Annotated in this window: 25 protein-coding genes; 10 read left to right on the top strand and 15 right to left on the bottom strand. The window is 66.3% G+C overall.

The window, feature by feature from the left end:
• From KUV49_RS10725 to KUV49_RS10705, 5 genes are all read right to left on the bottom strand, one after another.
• Nucleotides 1–720: a class I SAM-dependent methyltransferase gene (locus KUV49_RS10725; RefSeq protein ID WP_315900019.1), complete on the bottom strand. Its 720-nt coding sequence runs from the start codon at nt 718–720 to the stop codon at nt 1–3.
• A gap of 3 nt (nt 721–723) precedes the next feature.
• Nucleotides 724–2,343: a citramalate synthase gene (gene cimA / locus KUV49_RS10720; protein WP_222449941.1), complete on the bottom strand. Its 1,620-nt coding sequence runs from the start codon at nt 2,341–2,343 to the stop codon at nt 724–726.
• A gap of 187 nt (nt 2,344–2,530) precedes the next feature.
• Complete coding sequence (gene cysS / locus KUV49_RS10715) at nt 2,531–4,024, bottom strand: cysteine--tRNA ligase (RefSeq protein ID WP_222449940.1); 1,494 nt, start codon at nt 4,022–4,024, stop codon at nt 2,531–2,533.
• A gap of 157 nt (nt 4,025–4,181) precedes the next feature.
• A complete protein-coding gene (locus KUV49_RS10710; protein WP_222449939.1) occupies nt 4,182–5,117 on the bottom strand; it encodes a DMT family transporter in 936 nt (311 codons plus the stop codon).
• Nucleotides 5,110–5,484, bottom strand: coding sequence for a VOC family protein (locus KUV49_RS10705; protein WP_222449938.1), 375 nt, complete (start codon nt 5,482–5,484; stop codon nt 5,110–5,112). Before KUV49_RS10705 ends, KUV49_RS10710 begins: the two co-directional genes overlap by 8 nt.
• 83 nt (nt 5,485–5,567) lie before the next feature.
• Between KUV49_RS10705 and soxR the strand changes: the two genes are divergently transcribed.
• The 3 genes from soxR to KUV49_RS10690 all read left to right on the top strand — a co-directional run bounded on the left by soxR (nt 5,568) and on the right by KUV49_RS10690 (nt 9,430).
• A complete protein-coding gene (gene soxR / locus KUV49_RS10700; RefSeq protein WP_222449937.1) occupies nt 5,568–6,038 on the top strand; it encodes a redox-sensitive transcriptional activator SoxR in 471 nt (156 codons plus the stop codon).
• A 74-nt stretch (nt 6,039–6,112) separates the two neighbouring features.
• On the top strand, nt 6,113–7,294 hold the full coding sequence (locus tag KUV49_RS10695) for a pyridoxal phosphate-dependent aminotransferase (protein WP_222449936.1): 1,182 nt from the start codon (nt 6,113–6,115) through the stop codon (nt 7,292–7,294).
• A gap of 597 nt (nt 7,295–7,891) precedes the next feature.
• Entirely contained in the window at nt 7,892–9,430 is a 1,539-nt protein-coding gene (locus KUV49_RS10690; RefSeq protein WP_222449935.1) for a trimethylamine methyltransferase family protein, read from the top strand.
• A gap of 414 nt (nt 9,431–9,844) precedes the next feature.
• On the opposite strand, the gene KUV49_RS10685 is transcribed toward KUV49_RS10690, so the two are convergent.
• On the bottom strand, nt 9,845–11,461 hold the full coding sequence (locus KUV49_RS10685) for an acyl-CoA dehydrogenase family protein (protein ID WP_222449934.1): 1,617 nt from the start codon (nt 11,459–11,461) through the stop codon (nt 9,845–9,847).
• A 137-nt stretch (nt 11,462–11,598) separates the two neighbouring features.
• On the opposite strand from KUV49_RS10685, the gene KUV49_RS10680 reads away from it, so the two are divergent.
• Nucleotides 11,599–11,898: an FtsB family cell division protein gene (locus tag KUV49_RS10680; RefSeq protein ID WP_152492119.1), complete on the top strand. Its 300-nt coding sequence runs from the start codon at nt 11,599–11,601 to the stop codon at nt 11,896–11,898.
• A gap of 42 nt (nt 11,899–11,940) precedes the next feature.
• On the opposite strand, the gene KUV49_RS10675 is transcribed toward KUV49_RS10680, so the two are convergent.
• A complete protein-coding gene (locus KUV49_RS10675; protein ID WP_222449933.1) occupies nt 11,941–12,345 on the bottom strand; it encodes a hypothetical protein in 405 nt (134 codons plus the stop codon).
• Between the two features lie 157 nt (nt 12,346–12,502).
• Between KUV49_RS10675 and KUV49_RS10670 the strand changes: the two genes are divergently transcribed.
• The 5 genes from KUV49_RS10670 to KUV49_RS10650 all read left to right on the top strand — a co-directional run bounded on the left by KUV49_RS10670 (nt 12,503) and on the right by KUV49_RS10650 (nt 17,268).
• Nucleotides 12,503–12,748, top strand: coding sequence for a hypothetical protein (locus KUV49_RS10670; RefSeq protein ID WP_222449932.1), 246 nt, complete (start codon nt 12,503–12,505; stop codon nt 12,746–12,748).
• Between the two features lie 139 nt (nt 12,749–12,887).
• On the top strand, nt 12,888–13,898 hold the full coding sequence (gene pdhA, locus KUV49_RS10665; RefSeq protein ID WP_222449931.1) for a pyruvate dehydrogenase (acetyl-transferring) E1 component subunit alpha: 1,011 nt from the start codon (nt 12,888–12,890) through the stop codon (nt 13,896–13,898).
• The gene (locus KUV49_RS10660) at nt 13,898–14,482 is read left to right on the top strand and encodes a hypothetical protein (protein WP_222449930.1); all 585 of its coding nucleotides are present in this window, start codon (nt 13,898–13,900) and stop codon (nt 14,480–14,482) included. The genes pdhA and KUV49_RS10660 overlap by 1 nt, the downstream gene beginning before the upstream one ends.
• 14 nt (nt 14,483–14,496) lie before the next feature.
• Nucleotides 14,497–15,897, top strand: coding sequence for a pyruvate dehydrogenase complex E1 component subunit beta (locus KUV49_RS10655; protein WP_222449929.1), 1,401 nt, complete (start codon nt 14,497–14,499; stop codon nt 15,895–15,897).
• Between the two features lie 12 nt (nt 15,898–15,909).
• Nucleotides 15,910–17,268, top strand: coding sequence for a pyruvate dehydrogenase complex dihydrolipoamide acetyltransferase (locus KUV49_RS10650; protein ID WP_222449928.1), 1,359 nt, complete (start codon nt 15,910–15,912; stop codon nt 17,266–17,268).
• A 171-nt stretch (nt 17,269–17,439) separates the two neighbouring features.
• Here the strand turns inward: KUV49_RS10650 and KUV49_RS10645 are convergent, their stop codons facing one another.
• Both KUV49_RS10645 and cysE read right to left on the bottom strand, forming a co-directional pair.
• Nucleotides 17,440–18,183 (bottom strand): hypothetical protein, encoded by a 744-nt coding sequence (locus tag KUV49_RS10645; RefSeq protein ID WP_222449927.1) that lies wholly within the window; start codon nt 18,181–18,183, stop codon nt 17,440–17,442.
• 554 nt (nt 18,184–18,737) lie between these two features.
• Nucleotides 18,738–19,544, bottom strand: a complete 807-nt coding sequence (gene cysE, locus KUV49_RS10640) for a serine O-acetyltransferase (RefSeq protein WP_152492111.1) — start codon at nt 19,542–19,544, stop codon at nt 18,738–18,740.
• Between the two features lie 85 nt (nt 19,545–19,629).
• Between cysE and KUV49_RS10635 the strand changes: the two genes are divergently transcribed.
• Nucleotides 19,630–19,968, top strand: a complete 339-nt coding sequence (locus KUV49_RS10635; RefSeq protein ID WP_222449926.1) for a TraR/DksA family transcriptional regulator — start codon at nt 19,630–19,632, stop codon at nt 19,966–19,968.
• A gap of 10 nt (nt 19,969–19,978) precedes the next feature.
• On the opposite strand, the gene KUV49_RS10630 is transcribed toward KUV49_RS10635, so the two are convergent.
• The 6 genes from KUV49_RS10630 to KUV49_RS10605 form a co-directional block, all read right to left on the bottom strand.
• Nucleotides 19,979–22,444, bottom strand: a complete 2,466-nt coding sequence (locus KUV49_RS10630; protein WP_222450967.1) for a glycoside hydrolase TIM-barrel-like domain-containing protein — start codon at nt 22,442–22,444, stop codon at nt 19,979–19,981.
• Complete coding sequence (locus tag KUV49_RS10625) at nt 22,344–22,694, bottom strand: hypothetical protein (RefSeq protein WP_222449925.1); 351 nt, start codon at nt 22,692–22,694, stop codon at nt 22,344–22,346. Before KUV49_RS10625 ends, KUV49_RS10630 begins: the two co-directional genes overlap by 101 nt.
• 158 nt (nt 22,695–22,852) lie before the next feature.
• A complete protein-coding gene (gene mltG, locus KUV49_RS10620) occupies nt 22,853–24,022 on the bottom strand; it encodes an endolytic transglycosylase MltG (RefSeq protein WP_222449924.1) in 1,170 nt (389 codons plus the stop codon).
• The gene (gene fabF, locus KUV49_RS10615) at nt 24,022–25,281 is read right to left on the bottom strand and encodes a beta-ketoacyl-ACP synthase II (RefSeq protein ID WP_222449923.1); all 1,260 of its coding nucleotides are present in this window, start codon (nt 25,279–25,281) and stop codon (nt 24,022–24,024) included. The genes mltG and fabF overlap by 1 nt, the downstream gene beginning before the upstream one ends.
• 121 nt (nt 25,282–25,402) lie before the next feature.
• Nucleotides 25,403–26,146 (bottom strand): 1-(5-phosphoribosyl)-5-[(5-phosphoribosylamino)methylideneamino] imidazole-4-carboxamide isomerase, encoded by a 744-nt coding sequence (locus KUV49_RS10610; RefSeq protein WP_222449922.1) that lies wholly within the window; start codon nt 26,144–26,146, stop codon nt 25,403–25,405.
• Between the two features lie 191 nt (nt 26,147–26,337).
• Nucleotides 26,338–26,571 carry an acyl carrier protein gene (locus KUV49_RS10605; RefSeq protein ID WP_057794165.1) on the bottom strand — a complete coding sequence of 78 codons (234 nt, stop codon included), beginning with the start codon at nt 26,569–26,571 and terminating at the stop codon, nt 26,338–26,340.
• Nucleotides 26,572–26,702: the final 131 nt, after the last annotated feature.

Below are 26,702 nucleotides of genomic sequence, written 5' to 3'. Positions count from 1 at the left end.
TCAGGTAGGCCCGAAACCGGGGCGCGCAAGGATGAGCGCGTAGGCGATATCGCCGGGGGCCTGCCGCCAGAGGGTGATTTCGCGCAGTGCGGCGTCGAGCACGCCGGTCAATGCCGCGTCCGCGCCAGGGCGCAGGGTGGCGATGCGGCCGCCGAGTTCGGCGTAATACTCCGCCCAGGCCCTGCCGGTGATGAGGCGGTGGTTCAGCACGGTGCAGCCGGCCGCCTCGACCCGCGCGGTGATGCCGGAAAGGTCGGAGATTGCCGGGTAGTCGGCCCAGAAGTCTTTCGCCGCCTGCGGGGCGTCGGGGGCGAGCACGGGTTCGGAGAAGGCAACCGCGCCATCGGTCGTGAGGGCACGCCTCCAGAGCTTCAGCCCTTCGGTGACGCCTAGGAAGTAGAGCGCGCCGGCGCACCAGATGAGGTCGTAAAAGCCGCTGATCTGCGCCATGTCGCCGGTCGATACGGTGACGTTGGTGAAGCGGGCGGTGGCGGTGCGGGCCTCTTCGACAAGGTGGGGCAGCTGGTCGATGCCTTCGATCGTGGCCCGCGGCAGCGCCTCGGCCAACGTCACGAGGTCGGCGCCGGGGCCGCAGGCGGCGTCGAGCACGTGGGGCGCGTCGGGCAGGTCGAGCTGGCTGAGCGCCCAGCGGACATCCTCGGGCGTTCCCGGACCCTGTCGCGTCATCTGGCGGTGCAAAGTGAGGAAGGCCTCGTCCACCTCTCAGGCCTCGCCGCCGTCGCGCAGGAGTTTCCAGTTTATGGCGTCGAGCAGCGCCTCGAACGACGCATCGATTATGTTGGGCGACACGCCCACGGTGGACCAGCGCCGCCCCTGCCCGTCCTCGCTGTCGATGATGACGCGGGTGACCGCCTCGGTGCCGCCCTGGGTGATGCGCACCTTGAAGTCCACCAGCCGCATGTCGGCGATGGCGTCCTGGTAGCGGCCCAAATCCTTGGCCAGCGCCTGGGCGAGCGCGTTCACCGGGCCACGATCTGTGCCGGTCTCGTCCATCGACTCGCTGACGGACAGTTTCTTTTCCCCGTCGACCTTGACCACCACCACGGCCTCGGACAGCGACACCATCCTGTCGTACTTGTTCTTGCGGCGTTCGACCGTGACCTTGTAGCGCTTGACCTCGAAGAACTCGGGCAGAAGGCCCAGTTCGCGGCGGGCGACCAGCTCGAAACTCGCCTGCGCCATGTCGTAGGTGTAGCCGCGATTCTCGCGGGTCTTGACCTCTTCGAGGATGCGCGGGAGCGCGGGGTTGTCCTTGGCGATCTCCAGCCCGGCCTCGGCAAGGCGGTTGCGCAGGTTGGACTGGCCCGCCTGGTTGGACATGGGGATGATGCGGGCGTTGCCGACGCTGGCGGGGTCGATATGCTCGTAGGTCGTCGGGTCCTTGACGATGGCGCTGGCGTGCAGCCCGGCCTTGTGGGCGAAGGCCGAGGCGCCCACGTAGGCGGATTGCTTCATCGGGACGCGATTGAGGATCTCGTCCAGCTGGCGCGAGGCCATGGTGATGCCTTCGAGCGCCTGCGCCGTGACGCCGGTGGCGTAGCGGCTGGCATAGGGTTCCTTGAGCAGAAGCGTCGGGATGAGCGCGGTGAGGTTGGCGTTGCCGCAGCGTTCGCCCAGGCCATTGAGCGTGCCCTGGATCTGGCGGGCGCCGGCATCCACGGCCGCCAGGCTGCCCGCGACGGCATTCTCGGTGTCGTTATGGGTGTGGATGCCCAGGCGCTCGCCGGGGATGCCGGCGGCGATGACGTCCGAGACCACGTCGGCGATGCGGTGCGGCAGCGTACCGCCATTGGTGTCGCAGAGCACGATCCAGCGGGCACCTGCCTGATGCGCGGCCTTCAGGCAATCGAGCGCATAGGCGGGGTCGCGGGCGAAGCCGTCGAAGAAATGCTCGGCATCGAACAGCGCCTCGCGGCCCTGTTTCACGATATGGGCGATGGAGGCGGAGATGCTCTCGAGGTTTTCCTGCGCCGTGATGCCCAGCGCGGTTTCGACGTGGAAGATATCGGTCTTGCCGACGAGGCAGATCGAGGCGGTGCCGGCGTTCATGACGGCGGCCAGCACGTCGTCGTTCTCCGCGCTGCGCCCGGCGCGCTTGGTCATGCCGAAGGCAGTGAGGCGCGCGCGGGTCTCGGGGGCGGCGTCGAAAAAGGCGCTGTCGGTGGGGTTGGCCCCGGGCCAGCCGCCTTCGATGTAATCGACGCCGAGCGCGTCGAGCGTGGTGGCGATGGCCTGCTTCTCGGCGGTGGAGAATTGCACGCCTTGCGTTTGCTGCCCGTCGCGCAGCGTGGTGTCGTAGAGGCTGAGGCGGGTCTTGGTCATTGGGTGTTTCCCTTGGCGGGAAGGGCCGCGCCCGAGCCTGGGAGGGCATGTGCCTGGTTTGAGCGGTGCGGAGCGGCGCAATCAAGTCGAACACGGGTTCGGCGCGTGACGTTGGCAAAGCGCCCTCCCGGGGGGAGGGTCGGGCGCGGCCCGGCGTGCCGCCGGGCGAAACAGATCGAGTGGAGGGTCATTTGAGGGCCTCCAGTTTGGCGGGGTCGAAGTCAGGGCCGATATCCCATTCGGGACCTTGGGGAGTATCGGCAATTACCACTCCTGCATTTGTCAAAACATCACGAATTTCATCGGCGCGGCCGAAATTCTTCGATTTCTTGGCATCTTGCCGCTCCCATACTAGAGAAACAATTCTTTCTCTAAGCACCTCGTCGGAAAGCGCAGGGTGAAGCATGGCATCGTCTTCCGTTTCGTCATAGGAAAACAAGTCAATCCCAAGCAAAGCACATCCAGCCAGTAGCCTTTTAGCTGTTTGCTCGACTTGATCATTCGACAAGCTCGCCCGCGACGGACCCTCCAATGACTTCGCCAATGAAATCAGGTGCGTAATGGCCAGAGAAGTATTCAGGTCGTCGCACAATGCATCGACGACATTCTGGTCAACATTGGATCGAATGAATGCCTCAGAATTGTCGTTAATCTCCGAGCGGAAACGCTTGAGGTGAGCAACTTCTGAAGCCCAGATATCCAGTCGTTTCTTTGCCGAAACAGCAGAAGCTTGCCGCCAATCCATGGGCTTTCGATAATGGGTGGATAGGAAGACAAACCTTATCACCTCCCCCGGAACGCCCGTGTTACCCGGCATGCCCTGATCGAGCAAGTCCTTCACCGTGAAGAAGTTCCCCAGGCTCTTGGACATCTTCTTGCCCTCGACCTGAAGCATCTCATTATGCAGCCAGAAGTTGGCGAAGTTCCCCTCGGGGTGCGCGCAGCAGCTTTGGGCGATCTCGTTCTCGTGGTGGGGGAACATCAGGTCGTTGCCGCCGCCGTGGATGTCGAAACTTTCGCCCAGGAGTTCATAGCTCATGGCCGAGCATTCGATGTGCCAGCCGGGGCGGCCCCGGCCCCAGGGTGAGTCCCAGCCGGGTTGAGTCTCATCGGACGGTTTCCAGAGGACGAAATCCATCGGGTCCTCCTTGTAGGGCGCGACCTCGACCCGCGCGCCTGCCACCATGTCGTCGACCGAGCGGCCCGAGAGCTTGCCGTAGTCCTGATAGGAGCGGACGCGGAAGAGGACGTGGCCTTCGACGACGTAGGCATGGCCGTCGGCGATGAGTTTCTCGATCATCGTGACCATCTGCGGGATATACTGCGTCGCGCGGGGCATCTGATCGGGTTCGAGCGCGCCAAGTCTGCCCATGTCGGCGAGGAACCACTGGGTGGTTTCGGCGGTGATGTCGGAGATATCCCGCCCGGTCTCGGCGGCGCGCGCGTTGATCTTGTCGTCCACGTCTGTGAAGTTGCGCACGTAGGTGACGTGATCCGCGCCATAGACATGCCGCAAGAGCCGGTAGAGCACGTCGAACACCACCACGGGCCGCGCGTTGCCCAAGTGGGCGCGGTCATAGACGGTGGGGCCGCAGACATACATGCGCACATCGTCCTTGTTCAGAGGCTCGAACACCTCTTTCTTCCGGGTGCGGGTGTTGTGGAGTTTTAGTGTTGTCATGGCGTCCTCGCGCGCGTGGTCCCGCGGCGGGCTTAGCAACTAACATTCAAGGATGGAATAGAAGACCGGCCCGCCTGACGATGTCAGCGGGTAATGCAGCAAATGGTGATGGGTGCAACGGTCATGGGGGCGACCATAAGAGGCCGCCCCCGCCCGGTCAAGCGCATCCCGCGGAGGGCGCCCGCCGGGGGACCTCCGGCGCCGGGGAGAGCTGCGCGCGGATGGTCAGGGCAATGCCGATGGCGATCACCGCCGCCCCGGCCCAGGTCAGCGGGGCATAGACCTCGCCCAGGAAGACCGTGCCGGTGGCCAGCCCGACCGCGGCGGTGACATAGCCGATCTGGCTGAGCAGCACCGGGCCGCCCGCGCGTTGCAGGGCGAAATAGGCCGGAAAGGTCAGGCCCGCGACCAGCATCTGGGGCAGGACGAGATGCGGCACGGCGTGCAGGCGTTCGAGCGGCACGTCGCCGGTCAGGGCGATTTGCAGCAGGCCGAGCGCCAGGAGCGCGAAGACATGGCTCCAGGCCGCCAGGGCGGCGGGGTGCGCCCCCTCGGGCCAGTCGAGCGTGCGGTAGAGGTTGCCGATGGCCAGGATCACCGGCAGGGCGAACCCCAGGAGCGGCCAGCCCACGCCCCCTGCCCCGTCGGCCCCGCCCCGCGTGACCGCGACCAGCGCCGCCCCCGCAAGGCCGACCCCGATGCCGATCACCCCCAGGCGCGGCGGCATGGCAAGGCCAGCCATGACCGTCACGGCGAGCGTCGTCACCGGGGCCAGCCCGAACATCAGCCCCGCATAGCCTGCCCCGACATGCGGGATCAGCAGGAAGAGAAGCGCATTGATCGCGGCAAAGCTGAGCACGCCGGAAATGGCTGAATAGCGCAGCATCCGCCCCCGGGGCAGCGCGAAGCGCCGCTGCAGCACCAGCACCGGGATCAGCACGCCGGCGGCCCCGGCGGAGATCACCATGGCCCAGACCAGCGGCGGCACCCCGGCCGCGGCGGCCAGCTTGCCCAGCGGCAGGCCGGTGCCCAGAAGCGCCCCGGTATAGAGCAGGAGGCCGATGGCGCGCCGGTTGCGTCCGATGTCAGTCATAGGTCACCACCTCGAACTCGATCCCGTCGGGACCGTCGAAATAGAACCGCCGCCCCGGTTCGTAGTCGGCGTGGTTGTGGGGCGTGTAGCCGGCGGCCTTGACCTTCGCCTCGGTTCCCCCGAGGTCGTCCACGGTGACGCCCACGTGGTTCAGGCCGCCGATCCGGCCATAGGTCTCTCCTGTCGGCTGAAGGTCCTTGTCGGGCGCGTAGAGCGCGAGATAGCTGTCGTCGTCGCCCACGTGAACGGTAAAGCCGTTGTCCTTGGCCGCCCCCTGCCAGCGGACGTGCCATCCGAAGAGATCGCACAGGATCGCGGCGCTGGCCCTGGGATCGGGGACGGTGATGTTGACATGTTCGAGTTTCATGGGGCGCTCCTTTGCAAGCTTGATTCCGTTGTGAAATCAGCGTAATCCTTCAAGTTAACTTGAAGCCAAGAGGGAAAATTCTCATGCCCGTCAGACCCTTGCCGGATCGCGGCCTGACGATCGGCTATGTCGCCGAGCGCACCGGCCTCGCGCCGTCGGCGATCCGCTATTACGAGGACGAGGGGCTGGTGCGCCCGGATCGCAACGACGCCGGGCACCGGCGCTATGCGCGGTCGGACATCAGGCGGCTGAGCTTCGTGATGATCTCGCAGGGGCTGGGCTTCAGTCTGCCCGAGATCCGCGCGGCGCTGGCCGAGTTGCCCGAGCACCGCACGCCGGGCAAGGCGGACTGGGCGCGGATCTCGCGCCGGTTCGGAGCGGTGCTGGACGAACGGATCGCGCAGATGCAGGCGCTGCGGGCGCGGCTGGACGGGTGTATCGGCTGCGGCTGCCTGTCGCTGAAGACCTGCGCGCTTTACAACCCGAAGGACAAGGCGCGGGTGCGCGGACCGGGGCCGCGATACGTGATGGGGGACCGCTCGGACGAGATCTGAGGGGCGCGAGCCACCTGCTTGACTTCGTAAAGGGTGCCGGGCCATGTGACGGCGACCGAGCGAAGGAGGCTGGCATGGCATTGTCGAAGCGGATCACGGGGCTGACGGGCGGCGGATCGGACGGCTGGGACGTCTATTACAAGGCCAAGGACATGATGGATGCGGGCGAGGATGTCGCCATGCTGACCATCGGCGAGCACGATATCGGCACCGATGACAGCATCCTGGACGCGATGCATGCCGCCACCAAGGCGGGGCATGTGGGCTATTCCATGTTCAACGGCAACCTGAACCTGCGCGAGACGGTGGCCCGGCGGGTGACCGCGCGGACGGGTGTGGCGACCACGCCGGACAACGTGCTGGTGGTGCCGGGCGGCCAGGCCGGGCTCTTCGCGGCGCATCACGCGGCCTGTGACGAGGGCGACCGGGCGCTATATATCGACCCGTTCTATGCCACCTACCCCGGCACGATCCGGGCCGTGGGCGCGCAAGACGTCGCCGTGGCCGCCCGGCCCGAGCGGATGTTTCAACCCGACCCGGTCGATATCGCGGCGGCTGCGGACGGGGCGAAAAGCCTGCTGATCAACACGCCCAACAATCCCACCGGCGCGGTCTATGGCCGCGAGACGCTGGAGGGGATCGGCCGGGTATGCCGGGACCACGACATGTGGCTGATCTCGGACGAGGTTTACGACACGCAGCTGTGGGAGGGCGACCACCTGAGCCCCCGGATGCTGGACGGGATGGCCGACCGCACGCTGGTGATCGGGTCGCTGTCCAAGAGCCACGCCATGACCGGCAGCCGCATCGGCTGGGTCGTGGGGCCGGAGGACGCGATTTCGCATATGGGCAACCTGTCGACCCACACGACCTATGGCGTGGCCGGCTTCGTGCAGGAGGCGGCGTGTTACGCGCTTGGCAAGGGCGCGGAGTTCGAGGCAGAGGTCGCAGCCCCCTTCCGGCGGCGGCGCGACCTGGTGCTGGGGCTGCTGGAAGGCCAGGACGTGGTGCGCCCCATCCCAGCGCAGGGCGCGATGTTCGTGATGCTGGACGTGCGGGCGACGGGGCTGTCCGGCGAGGCGTTCGCCGAGGCGCTGCTGGACCGCCACAAGGTGGCGGTGATGCCGGGCGAGAGTTTCGGCCGCGCCGCGGCGGGGCATGTGCGCGTGGCGCTGACGGTGGCGGACGACCGGCTGCGCGAGGCGCTGGCGCGTCTGGTGGAGATGGCGTCGGACCTGGCGGGCGTGGCGGCCTGAGAGTCTTAGAGGTCCCGGGTCAGGCCCGGGACGGGTGCTTTGCAAGACCGGCAAGGCTGTTCCGGGAAACGGGGGGCATCGGCGTTTGCGCGCGGCCCCCTGCGACCGCCGGTCGCGTCGAAACCCTTGGCGGACCGCACAAATCCAGCCTGTAACCTGGTTCAAGCGGAGGAAACACATGTTCAAGGGTCTGGGACTTTCGATGGCAATCATACTTGGCGGCATGGTCGGGCTGCCCGCCGCGATCCTCGCGGCGCTGTAGGCCACATCATCCTGCGACATCGAGGCCCGCGACAGGCGCGCGGGCCTTTTTCATGTTCGCTGCCCTGCGGCGTAAGATTCTGTCGTTTTTGGCCCATGCGTCGCTTTCGGGACAGATCGGAGGCGAGGCTGCCGCCTTAAATCGGCCATTGGGCCCGGCGGTGCGGTCACGTGCGTGCGGGCTGGCGATGGAGGCCGCGCATGGCGCAGCGCTGCAAGATAGTACTGAAGGTCCGCACCATCGGGGCGGAACGCGGGCGGGCCGCGCGGGGGCGGCCGGGACGGGGCTGAGACGCATCCCCCTTTCCCTTTTCCCGCGATCCAAGGACCCAAGACATGAACAACCTGTCCCCCCGCCGTACCGGAGGCCGTGCCGCGCGCCGGGCCAGCCGGGCGGCCCCGCTCGACACCCTGATGCGCCCCGTACGCCCCGGTATGGAGGGCGGCACGCTGAAAGTGCTGAGCGACGCGCAGATTGCGCGCATCCACGACACCGCGCTCGATGCGCTGGAACGCATCGGGCTGTCGGGCGCGCCGGCAAGCGGTATCGCCTATCTGACCGCCGCCGGAGCCGTTCAGGGCGACGACGGGCGCATCCGCTTTCCCCGTGCGCTGTTGGAGGACACCATCGCGCGGGCCAATCGCGAGATCACGCTGTTCAGCCGCGACGGGCTGAACGACCTGCACCTGGGCGGCGCCCGGGTGCATTACGGCACCGCGGGTGCTGCGGTGAACATGGTGGACGTGGACGGGCGCAATTACCGCGAAAGCACGGTGCAGGACCTGCACGATGCGGCGCGGATCGTCGACGTGCTGGACAACGTGCATTTCTGTCAGCGGCCCATGGTGGCGCGGGACATTGCCGACAACATGGAGATGGAGCTGAACACCGTCTATGCCTGCTGCACGGGCACGACGAAGCATGTGGGCACGTCCTTTACCGAGCCGCATCACGTGGGCCCGGCGATGGAGATGGTTTACATGATCGCGGGCGGCGAGGATAAGTTTCGCGAACGGCCCTTCGTCAGCAATTCCAACTGTTTCGTGGTGCCGCCTATGCGGTTCGCCACCGAGTCCTGCGAGGTGATGGAACGCTGCATCGAGGGCGGGATGCCGGTGCTGCTGCTCTCGGCCGGGATGGCGGGCGCGACGGCGCCGTCGACCATCGCAGGGGCGATCATGCAGGCCACGGCGGAGTGCCTTGCCGGGCTGGTCTATGTCAACGCGGTGAAGCCGGGGCATCCCTGCATTTTCGGCACCTGGCCCTTCGGGCTGGACCTGCGTACCGGGGCGATGTCGATCGGGTCGGGCGAGCAGGCATTGCTGAGCGCGGGCTGCGCGCAGATGCACCAGTTCTACGGCGTGCCCGGCGGAGCGGCGGGGGGCGCGTCGGATTCCAAGCTGCCCGACATGCAGGCCGGGTGGGAGCAGATGTGCTCGAACGTGATGGCGGGGCTCGCGGGCGTGAACATGGTCTACGAGGCGGCGGGGATGCACGCGTCCCTGCTGGGGTTCTGTCACGAGAGCCTGATCCTGGGCGATGACCTGATCGGCCAGGCGCTGCGCTGTGTGCGCGGGATCGAGGTGGACGACGAGACGCTGGCGCTGGACCAGATGGAGGCGGTCTGCATCGGGGGGCCGGGGCATTACCTGGGCACCGAGGCGACGCTGGCGCGGATGCAGCGGGATCATTGTTATCCCAAACTGGGGGACAGGTCCTCGCCCAAGGAGTGGGTGGAAAAGGGCAAGCCGGACCTGGTGGCGAAGGCCGTGGCGCGGAAGGAGGAGATCCTGTCGCAGCGATCGGCGGCGCGGCTGAACCCGATGCTGGATGCGGAGATACGCAAGCGGTTCGCGATACATTTGAAGGGGTAGAGGCCTGGGTCAGGCCCGGGACGGCCAATCCCGAGACTGGAAACCGCGCGTCGACGGGCCGCGGCATGGCGATCTTCCGGGGATTCTGAACGCTTTATGGTTGCCATATCCGAAAAACAAACGAGCGGGGCACGAAGCTTGGCCAGATCGCCGTGCCGTGGGGGCGGCCCGGCGATGCGCGGCGGCGCAGCTTGCTGCGCCTCGAATCCGCGCGGGGTGATTTGAGCGGGCGTTGACTTCAAGTTTTGACGGCAGGAGGTCCCGGGTCAGGCCCGGGACGGGTGATCGGGGTGGCGAGGGCGCGCGCATGTCAAAGGCGCGACGTCATCCCGGACCTGATCCGGGATCTCTGATTGCGGGAGATCCTCGGGTCAGGCCCGAGGATGACGGGTTAAAGGGAGGCGCGTGACGGCCCTAAAGCCGCGACAGGATCGCGTCGGTGTCGACCGCACCGATGGCGCCGGTGGTGCGGCCGCGCTCGCCCGCGAGCCGCGTGGCGACATAGGCTTCGGCCACCGCGGGAGGCGCGTGACGGATGAGGACGGAGGCCGTGAGCAGCGTGGCGAGGCTTTCGACGTACCAGCGGGCCTGCGCCTCGTCCGGCAAGCGGGGAAAGCGGGTGATGTGGGCGTTGAGCGCCGCGTCGTAGCGCCAGTATTGACCGGCCACCGCCCCCAGCTCGCGGCTGAGGACCTCGCCCGAGAGCGGCACCTTGCGCAGGGTGCGCAGGATGTCGAGGCAGATGACGTTGCCCGACCCTTCCCAGATCGAGTTGAGCGGGGCCTCGCGGTAGAGGAGCGGCAGGGCCGTATCCTCGACATAGCCCATGCCGCCAAGCACCTCCATCGCCTCGTAGACCAGGTTGGGGCACAGCTTGTTGCCCATGTACTTGGCCAGCGCAACGGCGACTCGGGCGAATGCGCGGGCCGCGTCGGTGTCGCGGTCGAACTGCGCCGCCACGAACATCCCCAGCGCCAGCGTGCCCTCCCAGTCGAGCGCGAGGTCCGCCAGCACCGACCGCATCAGGGGCTGGTCGATCAGCGTTTTCTGAAAGGCCGTGCGATGGCGGGCCCAGTGGGCGGCATGGGACAGCGCGGCCCGCATCAGGCCCGCCGGCGCCATGGCGGTGTCGAGCCGGGTGTGGTGGACCATGTCGAGGATGGTCTTCACGCCCTCGCCTTCCTCGCCCAGACGGTGGGCCACCGCGTCGGCATATTCGATTTCGGCGGACGCGTTGGCGCGATTGCCGAGCTTGTCCTTGAGGCGCTGGATGTGGATCGTGTTGCGCCGCCCCTCGAGCCAGCGGGGCACGAGGAAACAGGTGAGGCCCCCGGGCGCCTGCGCCAGCGTCAGGAAACCGTCGGACATGGGCGCCGAGCAGAACCACTTGTGGCCGCGCAGCACGTAGGCGTCGCCATCGGGCGCGGCGCGGGTGGTGTTGGCGCGCACGTCCGAGCCGCCCTGTTTCTCGGTCATGGCCATGCCGAGCGTCGCGCCGGGCTTGCGCGCCAGCGGCTTGGGTGCGGGATCGTAGGCGCGGCTGAGCAGCTTGGGCACCCATGCGTCGAAGAGCCCGCTATCTGCCTGAAGCGCGGGCACGGCGGCGTAGGTCATGGTCATGGGGCAGCACACGCCGGGTTCGACCTGGCTGGTCAGATAGACCATCGCGGCATGGGTGGCATGGCCGCCCGGCGCCCCTTCCCACGCGATGGCGGCATAGCCCGCGCCGATGCCGGTGCGCATGAGATCGTGATAGGCGGGATGAAACCGGACCTCGTCCAGCCTGCGCCCGCCTGTGTCGAAGAGCACCAGTTCGGGCGGGGTACGGTTGGCCGCGCGGCCCGCCTCGGCCATGGCGGCGGTGCCGATGGTTTCGCCGTAGGCGGCAAGATGCGCGATGTCGGCCCCCGCCGCTCCGGCATGGTCCGCCAGGGCCGGATCGGTGGCGAAAAGATCCACGTCGCCACGGGCCGCGGGCTGGTTCGTCACGTCGTGGGTGAGCAGCGCGGCGTCGGGGGGCAATTGTGGCATGAATGACTCTCCTCAAGGACGAGTAGTAGCCTTTAAGCGCTTTGATGTGAAAGGGGATTCACAAAGCGATTCGCCTGTGTCATTGTGCACGGGCACCGCACGCAAAGAGGCGGGCACCAGAGGCAGAAAGAGCAGTCATGAAATCGCGCAGGCGCCCCGCATTCGGTGTGTTGATCTATTTCGCCATAGCCTTCGGGCTGGGGGCCTATTTCACGTTCGCGGCCGTACAGGGCGATTACGGCGTGTTTCGCCGCGCCGAGATCGAATCGGGCGAGGCGGAATTGCGCGAACAGCTGGCCGTGCTGGATGCCAAGGTCGCGCGGATGGAGAACCTGACGCGGCGGTTGTCGGACACGTATCTGGATCTCGACCTGCTGGACCAGCAGGCGCGCGAGGTGCTGGGGATGCTGCGGGCCGACGAGATCGTGATCCGCTGAGACCCGCCCTGCCCCGGTTCCCGGCCGGTGTTTCCGGACATTTCAGGCAAGCGGAAGGTCGTGGCGGATCGAGCCAGGCACGAGCGCATGGGTTTCCTTCGTGGCGCCGGTGATTTCCAGCACGCCCCCTGGCGGCGGCTCCCCTGGCTCGGCGCGAGCGACGCGCATGGTGCAGGTCACATCCTTTGCCCTGAGCGAGAGGGACGCCCACGCGGCACCGTCGATCCACACCCAGTCGTAATCCCCGGTGACGTGCATCCCATCGACGCTGAACGCGATCCTCGGCGCGCCGGTGGGCGCGCCGAGGTAGACCCCGTAGACCAGGCCCGGCTGCAGGCTGACGCATAGCGTCTCGCCGGTCTCGGCGAGCCGCGCCAGCAAAACGATGTGTTCCTCCGGTCCGCAGGGCGGGTCAACGCAGTCGGGGCTTGCGGAGGATGGGCACATGATGTCACCTTCGATATCGCCGGTGCGCTGCACGGCCCCGGTCGTGTGCTGGACGTGATGCAAGCGTAGGCTAGGTGGTTGGACACGAGCAAGTGAGCATGCGGGAACGGCGCCCGACCGCCCGCGTGCGGGAACGGCAAGGAGAGGAGAGCAAGAAATGAGTGCGCAACTGTTGGCGGCCCTGATCGTCTCGCCCTTCGCGCTGGCCTTCGTATATGCCGGGTACCACGAGTATTCGCGCTACAAATCCGAGGGCCGCGCGACCTATGGGTTGGCCTATGACGAGGAAAGCGGAACGACCCACGTGACCGGGATCGGCGACGATGAGAAGGCCTATGATCCCGAAGACTTCGATCCCAACGGTTACAGGGACCCCGATATCAAGGACGACGACAAAGCCTGACCCGGGTCTTCGGAGCAGGGACGCGGCCCCGCATGCCGGATCTGACGCCGCGTCAAAAACCCTCTCGAAAAATCGGAGCGAGTCCTGTATAAGATAGTTTAACGCTAAACTATTCTTTTCAGCACAGGAGCCCGCCCGCATGGCTGCCAGGAAAACGACAAAGAAACCAAACGTTTCCGCCGACGAGTTGAAGAAATACTACCGCGACATGCTGCTGGTCCGTCGATTCGAGGAAAAGGCCGGCCAGCTGTATGGCATGGGCTTGATCGGCGGGTTCTGCCACCTCTACATCGGGCAGGAAGCGGTGGTCGTCGGGCTGGAAGCCACGGCCGAGGAAGGCGACAAGCGGATCACGACCTATCGCGACCATGGCCACATGCTGGCCTGCGGCATGGACCCCGATGGCGTGATGGCCGAGCTGACGGGCCGCGAGGGCGGCTATTCCAAGGGCAAGGGCGGCTCGATGCACATGTTCAGCCGCGAGAAGGATTTCTATGGCGGGCACGGCATCGTGGGCGCGAACGTGCCGCTGGGCGCGGGGCTGGCGCTGGCCGACCAGTACAAGGGCAACGGGCGCGTGACCTTCACATATTTCGGGGACGGTGCTGCGAACCAGGGCCAGGTCTACGAGACGTTCAACATGGCCGCCCTGTGGAAGCTGCCGGTGGTGTTCGTGATCGAGAACAACCAGTACGCCATGGGCACGTCGCAGAAACGCTCGACCTCGACGCCGGACATCTACACCCGTGGCGAGGCGTTCGGCATCCCCGGCGAGGCGGTGGACGGCATGGACGTTCTGGCCGTCAAGGAAGCCGGTGCCAAGGCCGTGGCGCACTGCCGCAAGGGCGACGGGCCGTATATCCTTGAGGTGAAGACCTATCGCTATCGCGGGCATTCCATGTCGGACCCGGCGAAGTACCGCACGCGCGAGGAAGTGCAGAAGATGCGCGACGAGAAGGACTGCATCGAGCATGTGCGCGAGCTGCTGCTGGAGGGCAAGCACGCCAGCGAGGAGGACCTCAAGGCGATCGACAAGGAAATCAAGGACGTGGTGAACAAGTCCGCCGAGTTCGCCAAGGAAAGCGCCGAGCCGGACGTGTCCGAGCTGTGGACGGACATCTATGTCGAAGACACGCGCGAGGACGCCTGATGCGCAAGCCTGTCAAGCTGCTTGCGGTGCTGTTGGCCGTGGTCGGCGGGCACTCCGTCAACGCCAAGGACTTCGCACGTCACGCGGATGACCTGCGCGACCTTGTCCACTACGACGGTCCGGCGACCAGCGGCGGGCTGACCCGGACCAGTTTCGACATCCGGCCTGACTGTGTCTTCACCCAGAAGGCGCAAGGCCGCATGGACGGCGTCGATGCGGTGGTCGTCATGACCGGCGATCTGCGGGACGTGGCGCCCGAGGACATCGCCTTTGAAACCGAAGGCGACGGGCTTGCGATCCGGTTCGACGTGGCGCCCCCCGCGCCGGCCTGGAAGGTGACGACGCGGATCGAGGCCGGCAACGAGCTTTACGACCTGCTGGTGGCGGAGCCCGAGGCGCTCGGCGCGCTCATGCCGGCGGACTGCACCCGGCAAGCGTGCGAGATGACGATGACGCTGCCCGATGACGGGCGCCAGCAATTTTTCAGACTGATACTAGCGGAAATCCTGACCGAGCCGCAGGCCGAACAGGCGACGGATGCGTTCCGTGACCTGGCCGAGCTGTGCCGGGGCAAGACCCAGTAGGGAGAGAGACGACGATGCCAACAGAAATTCTGATGCCCGCCCTGTCGCCGACGATGGAGGAAGGCACCCTGGCCAAGTGGCTGGTCAAGGAGGGGGACACGGTGAACTCGGGCGACATCATGGCCGAGATCGAGACCGACAAGGCGACGATGGAATTCGAAGCCGTCGACGAGGGCACCATCGGCAAGATCCTGATCGAGGAAGGCACCGAAGGGGTGAAGGTGAACACGCCCATCGCGGTGCTGCTGGAAGACGGCGAGAGCGCGGATGATATCGGCGAGACGTCGTCGGGCGGCGGTGACTCCTCCTCCGCCAAGGAGGACGATGAAAGCGGCGACGACGAGAGCCGCGCAAAATCCGAGCCGGTCGCGGCCTCGCCCGCGGCCCCCGTGCCGCAGCCCGACGCCAGCCCCGACTGGCCCGAGGGCACCGAGATGCAGAAGATGACCGTGCGCGAGGCGATCAACGCGGCCATGATCGAGGAGATGCGCAACGACGAGAACGTCTTCATCATGGGCGAGGAGGTGGCCGAGTACCAGGGCGCCTACAAGATCACCCAAGGTTTGCTGGACGAGTTCGGATCCAAGCGGGTGATCGACACGCCGATCACCGAGCACGGGTTCGCCGGGATCGGCGTGGGCGCGGCCTGGGGCGGGCTGAAGCCGATCGTGGAATTCATGACCTGGAACTTCGCCATGCAGGCGATCGACCAGATCATCAACTCTGCCGCCAAGACGAACTATATGTCCGGCGGGCAGCTGGGCTGTTCCATCGTCTTCCGTGGCCCCAACGGGGCGGCGGCGCGGGTGGCCGCGCAGCACAGCCAGGATTACGCGGCGTGGTATTCCCACGTGCCGGGCCTGAAGGTGGTGCAGCCCTATTCGGCGGCCGATGCCAAGGGCCTGCTGAAAAGCGCCATTCGTGACCCGAACCCGGTGATCTTCCTGGAAAACGAAATCCTCTACGGGCGCAGCTTCGAGGTGCCGGTGCTGGACGATTTCACCATCCCCTTCGGCAAGGCGCGCATTGCCCGGCCCGGGGACGACGTGACCATCGTCAGCTTCGGCATCGGCATGACCTATGCGCTGGAGGCCGCGGACAAGCTGGCCGAGGACGGCGTGAGCGCCGAGGTGATCGACCTGCGCACGCTGCGCCCGCTGGATTATGACACGGTGCTGGCCAGCGTGATGAAGACCAACCGCTGCGTCACGGTCGAGGAAGGCTTCCCGGTGGCCAGCATGGGCAACCATCTCAGCGCGGTGATCATGGAGCGGGCGTTCGACTACCTCGATGCGCCGGTGATCAACTGCACGGGCAAGGACGTGCCGATGCCCTATGCCGCGAACCTGGAAAAGCTGGCGCTGACCTCGACCAAGGAAGTGATCGAGGCCGTCAACAAAGTGACATATCGGTAAGGAGAGAGCGCGATGCCCACGGAAATACTGATGCCCGCCCTTTCCCCGACGATGGAAGAGGGCACGCTGGCGAAATGGCTGGTCAAGGAAGGCGACACGGTGAATTCCGGCGACCTGCTGGCCGAGATCGAGACCGACAAGGCGACGATGGAGTTCGAGGCGGTCGACGAAGGCACGATCGGCAAGATCCTGATCGAGGAAGGCACCGAAGGGGTCAAGGTGAACACCGCCATTGCCATTCTGCTGGAGGAAGGCGAGAGCGCGGATGATATCGGTGACGTGAGCGCCTCCGGCGGCTCTGACGGAGGCGAGGACAAGGCCGAGGCCAAGGAGGACAAGCAGGAGGCGGCCCCGAAGAAGGAGGCCGCGGCCAAGCAAGAGAAGCCCGAGAGCGGCGACGTGCCCACTGCCCCGGCGGCGCCCAAGAAGGACGGTGAGCGCATCTTCGCTTCGCCCCTGGCACGCCGGATCGCCAAGCAGAAGGGCATCGACCTGACCGAATTGAAAGGGTCCGGTCCGCATGGGCGGATCGTGAAGGCGGACGTGGAAAGTGCCAAACCCGGAGCGGCGAAGCCTGCCGAGGAGAAAGCGGCGGGAGGTCCCGCAGCAAGTGCGGGACAGGCGGCCCCTGCCCCGGCTGGTCCCAGCACCGATGCGGTCGTGGCGATGTACAAGAACCGCGAGTTCGAGGAAGTGAAGCTGGACGGGATGCGCAAGACCATCGCCGCGCGGCTGACCGAGGCCAAGCAGACGATTCCGCATTTCTACCTGCGGCGCGAGATCCGGCTGGATGCGCTGCTGAAGTTCCGCGGGCAGCTGAACAAGCAATTGGAAGGTCGCGGCGTCAAGCTGTCGGTGAACGACTTCATCATCAAGGCCTGCGCGCTGGCGCTGCAGGCGGTGCCCGATTGCAATGCGGTCTGGGCCGGCGACCGGGTGCTGAAGCTGAAGCCGTCGGACGTGGCGGTGGCCGTGGCGATCGAGGGCGGGCTGTTCACGCCTGTCCTGAAGGACGCCGAGATGAAATCGCTGTCGGCCCTGTCGGCGGAGATGAAGGACCTCGCCGCCCGCGCGCGGGAGCGCAAGCTGTCGCCCGAGGAATACCAGGGCGGAACCTTTGCGATTTCCAACCTCGGGATGTTCGGGATCGACAATTTCGACGCGGTGATCAACCCGCCGCACGGCGCGATCCTGGCCGTGGGCGCGGGTGTGAAAAAGCCTGTGGTCGGTGATGATGGGGAGTTGACCGTGGCCACGGTGATGTCGGTGACGCTGAGCGTGGATCACCGGGTGATCGACGGGGCGCTTGGCGCGGAGTTGTTGGCGCAGATCACCGAGAACCTGGAGAACCCGATGGTGATGCTGGCCTGAGGGCCACGGTCGTCAAGGAATACAGGCCGGGGATTTCCCCGGCCTTTTTCGTTTGGAGGTCAGGCGGGTTGGAAACCCACCCTACACCTTGTGCGACGTCATCCCGGGCTGGACCCGGGATCTCGTTGATCGAGAGATCCTCGGATCAAGTCCGAGGATGACTTCTGTCTGTCAGAACGCGGCGGCGGTGCCTTCCTTCTTGGCCTTCTGCGCTTTCTTCCAGGCGAAGACCTTGCTGCGTTCGGTCCAGTCGTAGCGGCCATCCTCGCGCACGAGGCCCCAGTAGAGCTCGCCCGCACCGCGCCACGGATCGAGCACCAGGCTGTTTTCCATCGAGTCGCCGCGGCGGCCCAGGATGGTGGTGCTGTGTTCCAGCCGGATGCTGTCGTAATTGGCGATGGCCCGGTGAATTTCCAGCGTCTTGAAGTTCTCGCGCTGCAGGCGGGCGTCCATGTCATGCGCCCAGTGCCAGCAGAGGCCGCGCGGCTTGGTGCCGAAATTCACCCGCGTGTTGTGGGTGAGCGCGCCGCTGTCGATCTCGTATTCGACGACCAGCTGCGCGACATAGGTGTAGGCCACGTAGGCGGCGCGCCCGGCCTCTTCGGGGTCGACACCGGGGCCGAGATCGAGAAACGCCTGCTTCAGCGCGGCGATATTGGCCGCCTCGCGCTGTGCGGCGGCCTGGTAGAACGCTTTGTCGAAGCTGTGGCCGTAGCGTGCCAGCTGCGCCGAGCGTTGCCATACCGCGTCGGGCATGGAAATGGCCTCGGCCAGCACAGCGGGCGGCAGGCTCATGTTGTCGGTCGCGTTGCGCGACGAGGCGAAGGACGAACCGCCGTCGTCGGGAGCCTCGGTGCAGGCGCCCAGAAGCACCGCGAAGGCCAGGGGCAGAAAGCTGATGGTCTTTGATATCATGGAGCGACACCTCCCGTGGGCAGACAGGCCCGTTTTCGATCACTTTGGCGGGCTGTCTACTGTCCGGTCGTGAGGATGTCGACAGAGTGCACCATGCGATGCGGCACCGAGGCCCCTTTTGTGCGTCTCTTTTGCATCACGCCGGTACAGATGCCCTTTTTTTGAGTTCTGCGCGCCGGGTGGCGACACATCTTCACGTATTACCCGACAGGGTGCCAGGATGTTCCTTCACACCGGGAATTCCACGCGTTGGCGCTGACCTGAGGCGGACGGGACTGAATCGGGCGGTGCAACCCGGCCTGTCTGCCGTCGAGGACCGGAGGCATGTGCCGCGGCCTAAGGAGCGGGATCGCTCCTTGCGCGTTGCGCGCGTCGCTGGCGGGGCCTTTCACGATGATTGCAACGGTTTCCAAGGGGTCCCTGCGGCGATGATGCTGCTGGGAACGGCGCACCTGCCCCCGCGCGATGCGTCCGCGTGCACAGCACACGAAAACAGCGGCGCACCGGGCGCCGCTGTCGGAACAAGAATCATGATGGTCCGGCGCAGGCGCGCCTCAGCGCACGCCCAGAAGCTGATCCATGGCCACGGAAGGCTGATCGCAGCCCGCCTCGCCCACGATCTTGGCCGGCACGCCCGCCACGGTCTTGCAGGGCGGCACCTCCTGCAACACCACGGAACCGGCGGCGATGCGGCTGCAATGGCCGACCTTGATGTTGCCCAGGACCTTGGCCCCGGCCCCGATGAGGACGCCGTCGCCGATCTTGGGATGGCGGTCTTCCTCTTCCTTGCCGGTACCGCCAAGCGTAACGGAGTGCAGCATCGAGACGTTGTCGCCCACCACCGCCGTCTCGCCGATGACGATGGAGTGGGCGTGGTCGATCATGATGCCCTTGCCGATACGGGCGGCGGGGTGAATGTCGACGCCGAAGACCTCGGAGCAGCGCATCTGGAAGAAGCGCGCCATGTCGCGGCGGTCGGTCCGCCACAGCCAGTTCGCCACGCGGTAGGCCTGGATCGCCTGGAACCCCTTGAAGAACAGCATCGGCAGGATGAAACGGTCGCAGGCCGGGTCGCGGTCGTAGACGGCGACGATATCGGCGCGCGCGGCCTGCCCCAGTTCGGGGTCGTCCGCATAGGCCATGTCGCAGATCTCGCGCAAAAGCTGCTCTGGCATCTCTTCCGCGCCCAGCTTCATCGAGGTGCGATAGGCCAGCGCGGCCTCGATCGTCTTGTGGTGCAGGATCGAGGAATGGATCAACCCGCCCAGGAGCGGCTCGTCCTTGATCGCGGTTGTCGCCTCGGTGTTGATCCGGGCCCAGACCGGGTCAAGTTCTGCCAGCTTTGCATGTGTTTCGGCCATGTGCATGCTCCTTGGTGCGTCTATCGATTATACCAGATATGCTCGATCCGTAAAATGCAAAGGCGTCATGGGCGAGTTCACGAAAATGAATGAAGCAGACCGACAGGAATTCCGGGCGCTGATCGAGACCCGGCTGGCGGAGTTGAGCGAGGAGGATGCCCGCGACGCGGCGGGCAAGGCGACGGTGGAGCTGGACCAGCAATCGGTGGGTCGTCTGAGCCGGATGGACGCGCTGCAGAACCAGGCGATGGCCAAGGCCACGGATGCGCGGCGCGCGGGAGAGCGGGCCCGGTTGATGTCGGCCCGCGCCCGGATGGACGAGGGCGAATTCGGCACTTGCGAGGATTGCGGCGAGGAGATCGCTCCGGGCCGGCTGCGTCTGGACCCCGCCGCGACGCGCTGCGTGGACTGCGCGCGGGGCTGACGTTGTCGCGTCAGGCGGGCACTGTCAGGCGGGCAAAGCGCCCAGGCCCGAAGCGGGCCGACACCTGGGCCACCTGCAGCTCGTAAGGGCCGCTCAGCGCGTCGGCGGCCTGCGCGGCGGCGCTGTAGGTCCAGGTTGGCGCCGAGGCGGTGACCTCGCGGATCACTGCGTCTGCCTGGACCACGCGCACGACATATTCCTCCTTTTCCTCGCCCAGCGGCGCCTCGGGGATATCCCAGCGGTCGCCGTCGATCCGCGTGCGGCGAATCCAGCCGAGCGACAGGTCGCCCCCCTGCCCGGGCGCGAGCCGCAGGTGCACCGGGGACAGCGGGCGCAGGCCCAGCCCGTCGAAGGCCAGCCGCACAGCGCTGAAGCTGGGATCGTCCACCGGGCGCCCCGCGGGGCCGATCCGGTAGTAGCGCGCCAGCCCGCGCTTGGCCTCGGCCAGGTCGATCTGCTCGGCGGTGCCATCGAGGCGCACGAGGTAGCTGCCCTCCGGCCAGGGCGCGGCGCGCTCGGTGCCCACCTGCCCGCGCAGACGGTGCCGCAGAAGGTAGGTGTCTGTGTCCACCAGCTCGGCCTCGCGGAACTGGATCAGCTCCCACCCGTCCGGCGTTCCGTCGCCAATGGCGCAGAGGTTGCCGCCGTTCAGCAGCGCCAGGTCGCTGATGCTTTGCAGCGTGCCTGCCAGCATCCGCACCTGGAGGTCCGGACCCCGGTCGATGCGGCCCGGATCTGCGGGAAACAGAGGCGTTTCGAGCACGCCCACGGGGGTGCGGGCCGTGACCAGCGAATTCAGCGTGTAATTGGCATCCTCGTCCGACGCATAGAGCGCCACCGATCCCGGCCAGGGCCGGGCCGTGACCGCGAGGTGCGGCGCGTGCGGCACCTCTTCGCCCGTCAGCAGCGGCAGATCGAGGAAGAACGGCGCGACCGGGGACGGTGGCACGAAGGGGCGCAGGGTGACGGCCTCCTCCGCGAAATCGGCGGGGCGATAGCTTTCGGGTTCGATACGCACCGCTTCGAGTTTCTGCGCGGCGGCCATCTGGTCGATCCGGTCGATGCGAAAGAGACCGCGCCCCTGTCCTTCGGGCAAGGCGATGACATCGCCCGCGCCGGTGTCCAGCTGCGACGGCGGCAGGGTCAGCTGGACCGTGTCGGTGGCCACGCGCGCCTCGGACAGCCAGCGTTCCACCGTCTGACGCCCTTCGGCGCGGGTCATGGCCAAGGGAAATTCCGAGGTCGAGACGGCGTGGGTGTCGTCATCCGGCAGGATCGCCTCCTCGGCGATGACTTCGAAATCGCCGTCGGCCTCGACGAACCGCAGGCGGACGCGGCCCGCCAGTTCCACGGTGCTGCCGCGGGTTTCCTCCAGCACGCCGTCACGCTCGGGGTCGCGGACCAGCGTGTCGAGGTCGATCAGCCGGTCGCTCTGCCCGTCGCGCATCACGAAATGCAGGCGCCCGTCGCGGTCCACCGCGTCGAACCCATAGCGCAGCATCAAGGGTTGCAGGGCGCTGCGGGCCTCGGACACCTGATCGACCGTATAGCCGCGCACCAGACCGTGGGTGCGGGAGGTGTCGCAATGTTCCAGCCCGGTACGCAGGCAGATCTCGTCGATCACCGACGCCAGCGTGCGCGCGGACACGCGCCCGTTCAGCCAATGGCCCCGCGTGTAGTTCTCGCCATCGCTCCAGAGGTCGCGGTTGTTGGGGAAATAGGGATAGGGCCGCATGTCCCAGGCCCAGGCATAGGCGTGATCCATGTCCAGCATCGTGCCCTCGTAGACATCCGATTGCGGATTGTTGGCGGGGTCGGTCCAGTAGCCAAGGAAGGCGCGCAGGTATTGCTGCTGGATCAGCTCGTCGCGGCGCCCGTCCGAGAAATGCGGCAGCGTGGATTCCGAGGATTTCGGATCGAGGAACTTGTTGGGCTGGTTGGTGCCCTTGTCCACGGCGGCGCAGCCATACTCGTCCACCCAGGCGCCGTCGAACTGCGGCCCGCGCAGGCTTTCCGGATCATGCGCCGAGAACACCTGTGCGGTGGCGCCGTTGGGCCAGATCAGCCGCTTGCGCGTGGCTTGCCAGACCGGGCGGCGGTCGGGGGGCGAACAGGCCAGGATGCCGCTTTCGCCAAAGATCATCACGTCGCGGACCTGGTCGATGGTCTCGCCCACCAGCGCCAGGCGATGGCAATGCCCGGCATCCAGCGGCCTGGCCCCCTCGACCTGGCTGCGCACCCATTCGGCGCCCGCCCGCGTCTTGCCCGCGCCACGCCCGCCCAGGATAACCCACGCGCGCCAGTCGCCTTCCGGCGGGCGCTGGTGGTCCATCGCCCAGAAATCGAACAGGTAGGGCAGCGACAGGATCTCGCCGTCACTCAGGCTGTCCAGAAACTCTTTCTGCGTCTCGGGCCCTGCGGAGACGAGCCAGTCGACATCCGACGCTTTCGCGGGCTTCATCGAGGTCGAGGGCATAGGCACCGGCGACGCCAAGCTCTTTTTCTCTTCGTTTTTCAAGTTGTGTCTCCGCTTCTATCGCGATCCGCAGCCACTGCCGGATCTCCGACGTGGCGCGTGTGGCGTCTCTCAGGTCCTCGAACTTCCCTTCCCTGATCTGGGAATAGAGCGCCTCCAGATCCGCGCGCATGTCCGCCAGCTGCGCCTCGAGCGCGTCTATGGAGAGCGTCACGTTGGAAGGGGTCCGATCGTGCGTGATCAGTGGCATGCGGGCCGGTACCTCGAAGTTCTTGCATCGCGGAAAAAGTGTCTCTCAAAGCAAACAGGCGACCGATGGTCATGCCACGGGTCGCCTGCAGTTTCAGAGATCTCGGTTAAACAGTCGTCGCAGCACCGTGCGGTGCCGCGCCTGCCGTCAGCTTCGGCCTACTGGTTGGCGCGCTCCGCCTCCAGCGCGCGATAGGCCGCGACGTTGCGGTTATGCTCTTCCAGCGTTTCCGCGAAGAGGTGGCCGTCGCGCGGGTCCAGTGTACGGGCCACGAAGAACACGTAATCCGTGTCTTCCGGGTTCACCGCCGCCTCGATGCTGGCGCGGCCGGGATTGGCGATGGGCGTGGGCGGCAACCCGTCGATGACATAGGTGTTATAGGGCGTCTCGGCGCGCAGCTCGCTCTGGCGCAGGCCGCGCCCCAGCACGCCCTCGCCATTGGTGATGCCATAGATCACGGTCGGGTCGGTCTGCAGGCGCATCCCTTGCAGAAGGCGGTTGGTGAAGACGCTGGCCACCTGCCCGCGCTCGGTGGACACGCCGGTTTCCTTTTCGATGATCGAGGCAAGGATCAGCGCTTCCTCGGGGGTCTCGACGGCGATATCCGACGCCCGGTTCTGCCAGGCTTCGGTCAGGATCAGCTCCTGCGCCTCGCGCATCCGGGTCAGGACACTCTCGCGGGTGTCACCCACGCTGAACTCGTAACTGTTCGGCGCAAGGCTGCCCTCGGGCGGCACCCCCGCCACCTCTCCGTCCAGCGCGTCGACCGCCCCCAGCGCGTTCACCACCTGCCAGCTTGTCACGCCTTCGGCGACGGCAACCCGGTAGCGGGTATCGGCCTGCTCACGCACCTCGGTGAACTCGGCGGGCGGCGTGACCTCCTCGGCCTGCGGATCGAAGGCCGCGACCTCGACAAAGCGGTTCGTGGCCGGGTCCAGTTCGCGAACCTCGACCTCGCTGGCGTTGACGCCGATCCGGTACACCACCTCGGTGCCACAGGTGCTGGCCCCGCCGCGGGTCACGATATCGGCGATCTCGTCCATGCTGGACCCTTCGGGAATCAGCCAGCTTCCGGCTTTCAGCAATTGTGTCTTTTCACCGTAATCCGTACCGATGCGAAAAATACGCTCACTGGTGATCGCGCCTTGCGCGGCCAGATCACTGGACACGGCCCTCATGGAACTGCCGCGCGGCACCTGCAGACAGATGGGATCTTCCAGCGGGCCGGTTGCCTGGTACTGGTTCTGCCCCCACAGGATGACCCCGCCCAGCAGGAAGATCATCACCACCAGGAAGGTCAGGAAGTTCGACGCGATATGCCGCCACATCAGCGCACGGCCCCCAGGCAAAGACAGGCATTGGTGCCGCCAAAGCCGAAGCTGTTGGAAATCGCCACCTTGATCTCGCGCTCGTGCTTGGCGTTTGGCGCCAGGTTCAGCGGGGTGTCCACCGCCGGGGTGTCGAGGTTGATGGTGGGCGGTGCCACCTGGTCGCGAATGGCCAGGATCGAGAAGATGCCCTCGATCGCCCCTGCCGCCCCCAGAAGATGCCCGGTCGAGGATTTGGTCGAGCTCATCGTGGCCTTCGACGCCGCGTCGCCCAGCAGCTTCTCCACCGCCTTCAGCTCGATCGTGTCGGCCATGGTGCTGGTGCCGTGGGCGTTGATGTAATCCACATCCGCCGGCGCGATCCCGGCATTGCGCAGCGCGCCCTGCATGGCGCGGAACCCGCCATCGCCGTCCTCTGCGGGCGCGGTGATGTGATAGGCGTCGCCCGACAGGCCATAGCCCAGCACCTCGGCATAGATCTTGGCGCCGCGCGCCTTGGCGTGCTCGTATTCCTCCAGCACCACCATGCCGGCGCCCTCGCCCATCACGAACCCGTCGCGATCCGCATCATAGGGACGGCTGGCCGCCTGCGGGTCATCCGCGCGTTTCGTCGACAGCGCCTTGCAGGCGTTGAAGCCCGCGATCCCGATCTCGCAAATCGCCGCCTCGGCGCCGCCCGCGATCATCACGTCGGCATCGCCATGCTGAATGAGCCGCGACGCGTCACCGATGGCGTGCGCGCCCGTGGAACAGGCCGTCACCACCGCGTGGTTCGGCCCCTTGAAGCCATAGCGTATGCTGACCTGGCCGCTGATCAGGTTGATCAGCGCGCCCGGGATAAAGAACGGCGACACCCGCCGCACGCCACGGTCACGGATAAGCAGCGTGGTTTCCTCGATCGAGCGCAACCCGCCGATGCCCGAGCCGATCATCACGCCGGTGCGCAGGCGGCTTTCCTCGTCCTCGGGCAGCCAGTCCGCATCGCGCACCGCCTGGTCCGCCGCCGCCACGCCGTACAGGATGAAATCATCCACCTTCCGGCGCTCTTTCGGCTCCATGTAATCGTCCGAATTGAACGTGCCGTCGCTGCCATCGCCCAGCGGCACTTCGCAGGCGTATTTCGTGGCCACGTTCACAGGGTCGAACCGCGTGATGGTGCCCGCCCCGGACTTGCCATCCAGAATGCGGCGCCAGCTCTCCTCCACGCCAGATGCCAGCGGGGTCACAAGACCCAGACCTGTCACGACCACTCGACGCATGATACCTGCCCTCTTGTCCTACCTTCGTCGGTGTCCATACCGCGCCTTGGCCACCGGGGGCAAGGCCAACGACAAGGGGGCGCGGCCTTCCGCACCCCCTTTTTCGAACCCGAACTTCGGTTTACTGGAACGCGGCGACCGGCTCGCGCTCGCCCTGTGCCACCTCCAGCGCCTCTTGCAGCGACACGTCGCGCGACAGAAGCGCCCGGCCGATCATCGTGCCCGAGATGTTGGGCACGTATTTCAGGCGCGACACGTCATCGACGCTGCGCACCGTGCCACGGGCGATGACGGAGTGCCGGGTCAGCCCGGCCAGTCCGCTGATCACCCCCAGCGTGCCGTCGCTGTCCTCGATATCGGCGTCGATATCGGTCAGGATGATACCGGCCAGCGGCGCGTCGTCGAACGCCGCGATATAGCTTTCGGGCGTGAACGCGCTTTTCGTGCGCCACCCTTCCGTCATGACCGAGCCCTGGAAGATATCGACAGCCAGCACGATCTGGTCGGGATGGAACTTTGCCAGTTCGCGCAGCGTGTCGGGGTCATAGGCGGCCATGGTGCCGACGACGATCCGGCCCGCGCCCTTGTCGATCCATTTCGTGACGCCGTCGCGCGACCGGAAACCGCCGCCGACCTGCACCGGAATGCCGACCGTGCGGATGATCTGCTCGATCAGCGCGCTGTTGTCGCCTTGCCCCGCAAGGGCGTCGATGTCGGTGACATGCATCCACGACGCGCCCGCCGCCACGAAGGATTTCGCGGTCTCGACAGGGTCGACATGCCAGATGACGGGTTCTTCGAGACGGCCGCGTGTCAGCGACACGCATTTGCCTTTGTGCAGTTCGATGGTGGGGTAGATGATCATGCGTCAGTCACCTTCTGATTCGGGCGGGTCCCGCCTTGTGTACAGGCTCCGGCCCTGTTTAGACCGGCGGCCCGGGCACGCTGGTCTCAAATCGGCATGATACAGTCTGTTCCCGAAGTTTCCTAACCCGCAAACGAAAAGACCCCGCCATCGCGGCGGGGCCTTTCCAGAAATCTGTCGCGCGTCGCGGCTTACGACGCTTCCTTGATGAACTTCACCGCGTCGCCGAAGGTCTGGATGTTCTCGGCCGCGTCATCGGGGATCTCGATGCCGAATTCCTCTTCGAACGCCATGACCAGTTCGACCGTGTCCAGGCTGTCCGCGCCCAGGTCGTCAATGAAAGAGGCGTTCTCGGTGACCTTGTCCTCTTCGACGCCCAGGTGTTCCACCACGATCTTCTTCACGCGGTCTGCGATATCGCTCATGTTTCGTTCCTCATCTTCAGCCGGGTCATTCGCCCGTTTTATGTGCCCCCGCCCGACCGGACAAGCGGCTAAGTATGCCCCTGTATCGGGCGGCTTGCATGACCCGTATAACGGGCATTCGCGGAGTATTA

The organism is Roseovarius atlanticus, from assembly GCF_019802205.1.
Lineage (GTDB): Bacteria > Pseudomonadota > Alphaproteobacteria > Rhodobacterales > Rhodobacteraceae > Roseovarius > Roseovarius atlanticus_A.
This window is presented reverse-complemented; position numbering and strand designations above follow the sequence as displayed.

Bases quoted from the DNA above. Each gene is read 5' to 3' on its own strand.
- cimA (WP_222449941.1), bottom strand. From the start codon at position 2,343: ATGACCAAGACCCGCCTCAGCCTCTACGACACCACGCTGCGCGACGGG.
- cysS (WP_222449940.1), bottom strand. From the start codon at position 4,024: ATGACAACACTAAAACTCCACAACACCCGCACCCGGAAGAAAGAGGTG.
- KUV49_RS10710 (WP_222449939.1), bottom strand. From the start codon at position 5,117: ATGACTGACATCGGACGCAACCGGCGCGCCATCGGCCTCCTGCTCTAT.
- KUV49_RS10705 (WP_222449938.1), bottom strand. From the start codon at position 5,484: ATGAAACTCGAACATGTCAACATCACCGTCCCCGATCCCAGGGCCAGC.
- soxR (WP_222449937.1), top strand. From the start codon at position 5,568: ATGCCCGTCAGACCCTTGCCGGATCGCGGCCTGACGATCGGCTATGTC.
- KUV49_RS10695 (WP_222449936.1), top strand. From the start codon at position 6,113: ATGGCATTGTCGAAGCGGATCACGGGGCTGACGGGCGGCGGATCGGAC.
- KUV49_RS10690 (WP_222449935.1), top strand. From the start codon at position 7,892: ATGAACAACCTGTCCCCCCGCCGTACCGGAGGCCGTGCCGCGCGCCGG.
- KUV49_RS10685 (WP_222449934.1), bottom strand. From the start codon at position 11,461: ATGCCACAATTGCCCCCCGACGCCGCGCTGCTCACCCACGACGTGACG.
- KUV49_RS10680 (WP_152492119.1), top strand. From the start codon at position 11,599: ATGAAATCGCGCAGGCGCCCCGCATTCGGTGTGTTGATCTATTTCGCC.
- KUV49_RS10675 (WP_222449933.1), bottom strand. From the start codon at position 12,345: ATGTGCCCATCCTCCGCAAGCCCCGACTGCGTTGACCCGCCCTGCGGA.
- KUV49_RS10670 (WP_222449932.1), top strand. From the start codon at position 12,503: ATGAGTGCGCAACTGTTGGCGGCCCTGATCGTCTCGCCCTTCGCGCTG.
- pdhA (WP_222449931.1), top strand. From the start codon at position 12,888: ATGGCTGCCAGGAAAACGACAAAGAAACCAAACGTTTCCGCCGACGAG.
- KUV49_RS10660 (WP_222449930.1), top strand. From the start codon at position 13,898: ATGCGCAAGCCTGTCAAGCTGCTTGCGGTGCTGTTGGCCGTGGTCGGC.
- KUV49_RS10655 (WP_222449929.1), top strand. From the start codon at position 14,497: ATGCCAACAGAAATTCTGATGCCCGCCCTGTCGCCGACGATGGAGGAA.
- KUV49_RS10650 (WP_222449928.1), top strand. From the start codon at position 15,910: ATGCCCACGGAAATACTGATGCCCGCCCTTTCCCCGACGATGGAAGAG.
- KUV49_RS10645 (WP_222449927.1), bottom strand. From the start codon at position 18,183: ATGATATCAAAGACCATCAGCTTTCTGCCCCTGGCCTTCGCGGTGCTT.
- cysE (WP_152492111.1), bottom strand. From the start codon at position 19,544: ATGGCCGAAACACATGCAAAGCTGGCAGAACTTGACCCGGTCTGGGCC.
- KUV49_RS10635 (WP_222449926.1), top strand. From the start codon at position 19,630: ATGAATGAAGCAGACCGACAGGAATTCCGGGCGCTGATCGAGACCCGG.
- KUV49_RS10630 (WP_222450967.1), bottom strand. From the start codon at position 22,444: ATGCCCTCGACCTCGATGAAGCCCGCGAAAGCGTCGGATGTCGACTGG.
- KUV49_RS10625 (WP_222449925.1), bottom strand. From the start codon at position 22,694: ATGCCACTGATCACGCACGATCGGACCCCTTCCAACGTGACGCTCTCC.
- mltG (WP_222449924.1), bottom strand. From the start codon at position 24,022: ATGTGGCGGCATATCGCGTCGAACTTCCTGACCTTCCTGGTGGTGATG.
- fabF (WP_222449923.1), bottom strand. From the start codon at position 25,281: ATGCGTCGAGTGGTCGTGACAGGTCTGGGTCTTGTGACCCCGCTGGCA.
- KUV49_RS10610 (WP_222449922.1), bottom strand. From the start codon at position 26,146: ATGATCATCTACCCCACCATCGAACTGCACAAAGGCAAATGCGTGTCG.
- KUV49_RS10605 (WP_057794165.1), bottom strand. From the start codon at position 26,571: ATGAGCGATATCGCAGACCGCGTGAAGAAGATCGTGGTGGAACACCTG.